The organism is Streptomyces sp. NPDC052101 (assembly GCF_040680235.1).
Classification (GTDB): Bacteria; Actinomycetota; Actinomycetes; order Streptomycetales; family Streptomycetaceae; genus Streptomyces.
On record NZ_JBFAWH010000095.1, the window covers coordinates 1 to 4,607 of the forward strand.

Consider the following 4,607-nt stretch of genomic DNA (forward strand, 5'->3'; position numbering starts at 1 on the left):
AGCTCGATACGGAACCCGCGGACCTTGACCTGGTGGTCGGCGCGGCCGAGGTATTCCAGCTGCCCGTCCGCCCGCCAGCGCACCACATCACCCGTGCGGTACATCCGCTCACCCGGACCACCGAACGGACACGCAACAAACCGCTGCGCACTCAACCCCGCACGGTTGAGATAACCGCGCGCCAGACCCGAACCCGCCACATACAACTCACCCGCAACCCCCACCGGCACCGGACGCAACCCGGCATCCAGAACGTAGGTACGAGTGTTGTCGATAGGGCCGCCAATGGGCACTGTTCCTTCAGCGAGGTCATCACCGGGGTTGATGTGGTGATCCGCACAGCCGACTGTCGTCTCAGTCGGTCCGAAGTGATTGACCACCTGCAGTGAAGGGTGCTGACGCCGCCATTGCTCCAGCTCTTGCCGTCGAAGCGGCTCCCCGCCCAAGAGGAGACGCTTAGACGGCACCGCCCCGCCTGTCGACATGGCCAGCAAGGGAAGGTGACTCGGCGTTACCTTGAGAAGGTCGAGAGACGCGCCTTCAAGAGCGTCCACGAAAGTATCGTCCGACGCCGCGACAACAACAGCACCACCGCAGGCCAGTGGTCCCTGAAGCGTGGTGACACTGCCGTCGAAGGCGTAGGAAGCGTGGAAGGCGGTCCTTCCCCTCAGTTCGGGGTATACCTTGGCCGCCCAGACCAGGTAGTTCGTGAGGCCGCCGTGGGGAATGACGACACCCTTAGGCGTGCCGGTGGAGCCCGAGGTGTAGATGATGTAGACCGGGTGGTGTGGCCGCAGTCTTCCCCGGCGTTCGTCATCGGTCAGGTCCGAATCCGGGAGCTTAGCCAGGTACTGAGCCAGTTGGGGCTGGTCGAGCACGATGGGTTCTACGCCGTCAGGTAGCGCTGCGAGTTCCTGTGCCGCAGTCAGCGCAACAGCGGGAGCAGCATCTCGGACCATGTAGGCGAGGCGGTCCGCAGGATATTTGGGGTCGAGAGGTAGATATGCGGCGCCAGCCTTCCCCACAGCGAGCAGAGCCACGATCATGTCGATCCCTGGCCTGAAGCACAAGGCGACCACCGATTCGGGACCGAGACCCCGTTCGACCAGCAAGCGCGCCAGGCGGTTCGCCCTCCTGTTCAGCTCTGCGTATGAGACCTCTGCGCCGGCGAAGACGAGCGCGGTGGCCGACGGCGTCCTGGCCGCCTGTGCCTCGAACAACTCCGGGAATGTGGCATCCGGGACGTCGACGTCGGTGTCGTTCCAGTCCACCAGCAGACGACGCCGCTCGTCAGCACCCAGTACGGTGGCCTCGCTGATGGTCTGTGCTGAGGGAGCGTTCTTCAACCACTCAAGCACACGGAGGAATCGTTCGGCGTTGCGCTCGTTCTCTTCCTCGGTGTAGAGATCGGGGTTGGCATCGAAAGCCACCTCAATCCCCTGGCCTTCGGCTCGATCGTAGACAGCTATAGAAGCGTCGTTGATCGGTCCGCCCCGCAGATTATGCGCGGATGTCTCGCAGTCTCCGAATTGCACTCCATAGTCAAAGGACATGACGTTGACCGTGAGACTGTGGAGGACTTGGCCTGGCTCGACGCGGAGGTCCCGCAGTAGGTCTTCGTAGCGGTAGCGCTGATGACGCAGGACTTCGCGAACCCGGAGGGTGACGTGGCGTACGGCCTGTTCCAAGGACATGTCCGGTTGCATGGTGAGGCGCACGGGCAAGGTGTTGTTCATCATGCCCGGAATCCCTCGCTGCGTCCCCCCTGTCCGTGCCACCGCAGGGAGACCAAGCACAATGTCCTGCATACCTGACATGCGGTGCAGGTAGATCGCAGAGGCAGCCAGAATGAGGCCTGAAAGACTCGTACGATAAGAGCGCGCCAGCGCCTTGAGATCTGCTGATTCGAGGCTCGGCAGGATGGTTTTGTTTCGGATTCGAGTCCTTAGAGTCCCAGACACACCCCTTCCGCCCAGGGTGAATTTTTCAGGGATATCCGAGAATTCGTTCTTCCAGAATGCTTTGTCTACCTCAAATTCCTCCGATGCCCTGTAAAGGCGATCGGCGTCTAACAGCAAGTCAATAGGCTTGAGAGGTTCACTTGCCTGTGGCGTGCCAGCCAGAAGTTCGTTGTAGATCTGCGCCGCTCGGGCGATGACGATCGGGCCGCAGAACCCATCAGCTGCAATGTGATGAGCCCTCTGATACCAGAAGACCTCTTCCGGGGAGATCTTAAATATCGCCTGAGTGATCAGGGATGCAGAGAGGTCGACAGGCCGAGCAAGGTCATCCTGCATCCACTGCACTGCGACATCATTGGCCGAGTGCTCGTTGGTTAGATCAACGACGTGCAGCCGCCAATCCCGCTCACCCCGTACCCGCTGCTGAGGGACGCCCGCACCCGTAGAGAATTCGAGATGGAACGCCTCAACCTCGTTTACGGTCTGACGTACCGCACGCTCAAAAAGCGAAAAATTGAGCTCTCCGCGAAGCGCGAGGTACTCGCCGATGTAATAAGCAGGATTATCAGGATCTCGCTGCTGCCCCAGCCAGATCTCACGCTGGCCGGCCATCAAGTCGCGGTATCGTGACTCAGATTGCGACATGTCGCACTCTTCCCCGTAGTTGGTGCTCAGAAGCTTGTGGCCAGATGCCTCACGACTTGCCCGTCAGCCCCCAATTGAATTATGAGGCGAGGGCGAGAACTGACCAGTACTGTGCGTGTCTTCGAACCGATCATAGACTGGGAGTTGTCTGCGGATGCAATGACCGACACGCCGCGAACTGCAAACTATGGACGTGACTCACCTCACAAAATACTCTCGACTCGCCCTTCTCGTCGCTTGCTTGAACCTAGCTCTGAGTTGACAGGTGATCAGCCTGACGTAGCATGACGCTAGTTGAGGTCGAACGGCGCGCGCAACTCTCGAACTCGCCTGACCAGCGAGCCAGTTGGCGATAGCAGCGTTCGGCAGGCCGTCGACGCGCAGGGGATTGCTCTTCGTAGCTATATGCATACTCAAAGTAATGTCGCAAATCACTCACCGAGGGTTCGAGCATTCCTTGGTGCACCAGGCTAGACATTTAGTCGCCTGACTGAAATTGCGCACCTTTTCGGGTGCACTGATCACGTAACCGGGGGTCTTGTTGATTCCGCTGTCCTTCGCCCAGTATCGCTTGTGGTTCGTCACCCAGCTGGAAGGGAACAACAGCGTCTACAACATCCCCATGCCCATCCGCGTGATCGGCGCATTGAACGCAGGGGCGTTGCATCAGGCATTGCGTGACGTAATCACCCGGCACGAATCCCTCCGCACCCTCTTCCCGCACCGGGACGGGACTCCCGAGCAGGAGATCCTCACCCCCGAAACCGTGGAAGACGTACTCACGACGGTCGATGCCAGCGCGTGGACCGAGGATGAAGTGCGCGCAGCCCTGCAGGAAGCGGCTGGTCATCGTTTTGATCTGGCGTGTGAGGTGCCGTTGCGGGCGGTGCTGTTCACGGTGGGTGTGGATGAGCATGTGCTGGTGCTGGTGATGCATCACATCGCCGGGGACGGCTGGTCGATGGGGCCTTTGGCCCGGGACCTGTCCACCGCATACACCGCCCGGGTCGAGGGCCGGGAGCCGGACTGGCCGGCGCTGCCGGTGCAGTACGCCGACTACACCCTGTGGCAGCGTGAACTCCTCGGTGAGGAAACCGACCCCGAGAGCCTGGCCGCCCAGCAGCTGGCCTACTGGCGCCAGGCCCTGGCCGGCCTGCCCGAGGAACTCACCCTGCCCACCGACCGGACACGCCCTGCGACCCCCTCCCACCAGGGCGCCACCCTCACTCTGGCCGTCCCGGCCCGCATCCACCAGCAGCTCGCCGACCTCGCCCACGCCCACGACGCCACCATGTTCATGGTGCTCCAGGCCGCGGTCGCGACCCTGCTGTCCAAACTCGGAGCCGGCCACGACATCCCCATCGGCACCCCCATCGCCGGACGCACCGACGACGCCCTCGACGACCTCGTCGGCTTCTTCGTCAACACCCTCGTCCTACGCACCAGCCTCGACGGCGACCCCACCTTCACCCAGCTCCTGAACCGGGTGCGGGAACAGAGCCTGGCCGCCTACGCCCACCAGGACATCCCCTTCGAACGCCTCGTCGAAGACCTCGCCCCCACCCGCTCCATGGCCCGCCACCCCCTGTTCCAGGTCATGCTCACCCTGCAGAACAACCAGCAGGCCACCCTCAACCTCCCCCAGCTGACCGCCGACGTCCACCAGGCAGCCGGCCTGCCCGCCAAGTTCGACCTCGACCTGCAGTTCAGCGAACGCCACACCCTCGACCACACCCCCAACGGCATCCACGCCACCCTCACCTACGCCACCGACCTCTACGACCACACCACCATCGACAGGATCGGCACCTACCTCACCCGCCTGCTCGACCAACTCACCACCAACCCCCACCAAACCCTCTCCCACCTCGACCTTCTCGACGCCGAGGAGCGCCGTCTGGTCGTCACCGAGTGGAACGACACCGGTGTGGATGTCCCCGAGCGCACCCTGCCGGAGCTGTTCGAGGCGCAGGCGGAGCGGACGCCGCAGGCGACCGCGGT

2 protein-coding genes are annotated in these 4,607 nt (G+C 62.4%); one reads left to right on the forward strand and one right to left on the reverse strand.

Features of this window, described 5'->3' with window-relative positions; all coding sequences use genetic code 11:
• Window positions 1-2,573 (reverse strand): amino acid adenylation domain-containing protein (locus AB0L75_RS43800; protein WP_365191889.1); only part of this gene is annotated, 2,573 nt, incomplete at its 3' end.
• A 571-nt stretch (window positions 2,574-3,144) separates the two neighbouring features.
• Here AB0L75_RS43800 and AB0L75_RS43805 point away from each other — a divergent pair.
• Window positions 3,145-4,607: condensation domain-containing protein (locus AB0L75_RS43805; RefSeq protein ID WP_365191890.1), on the forward strand; the 1,463-nt coding region annotated here is incomplete at its 3' end.